1 protein-coding gene is annotated in these 395 nt (G+C 41.3%); it reads right to left on the bottom strand.

Going from position 1 to position 395, the window contains the following annotated elements; all coding sequences use genetic code 11:
- Nucleotides 1-395: IMP dehydrogenase (locus GUI70_RS25385; RefSeq protein WP_161884525.1), on the bottom strand; the 395-nt coding region annotated here is incomplete at both ends.

The following is a 395-nucleotide window of genomic DNA, read 5'->3' as shown; positions in this document are numbered from 1 at the left end:
TTTTTCCATCGCACCTAAAGAGCCCATACCACGGTATACTTTATATTGTCTACCTTGGAAAATTTCTGTTGCGCCTGGGCTTTCTTCAGTACCTGCTAATAAGCTACCTAACATAACCGCATGTCCACCAGCAGCTAATGCTTTAATGATATCTCCTGAGAATTTAATACCACCATCAGCATTGATAGCTTTACCATGTTTGCGTGCTTCAGTTGCACAATCATAAATTGCTGTAATTTGTGGTACACCAACACCTGCTACAACACGTGTTGTACAAATTGAACCTGGGCCAATACCGACTTTAACAATGTCTGCACCCGCTTCAAACAAATCTTTTGTTGCTTCTGCAGTTGCAACGTTACCAGCTACTAATGTGATTTCTGGGTAAGTCTTCT

Source organism: Deinococcus alpinitundrae, assembly GCF_009982895.1.
Taxonomy (GTDB): Bacteria; Deinococcota; Deinococci; order Deinococcales; family Deinococcaceae; genus Deinococcus; species Deinococcus alpinitundrae.
The sequence above is the reverse complement of the archived record's forward strand: the minus strand, read 5'-3'. Positions and strand labels throughout refer to the sequence as shown.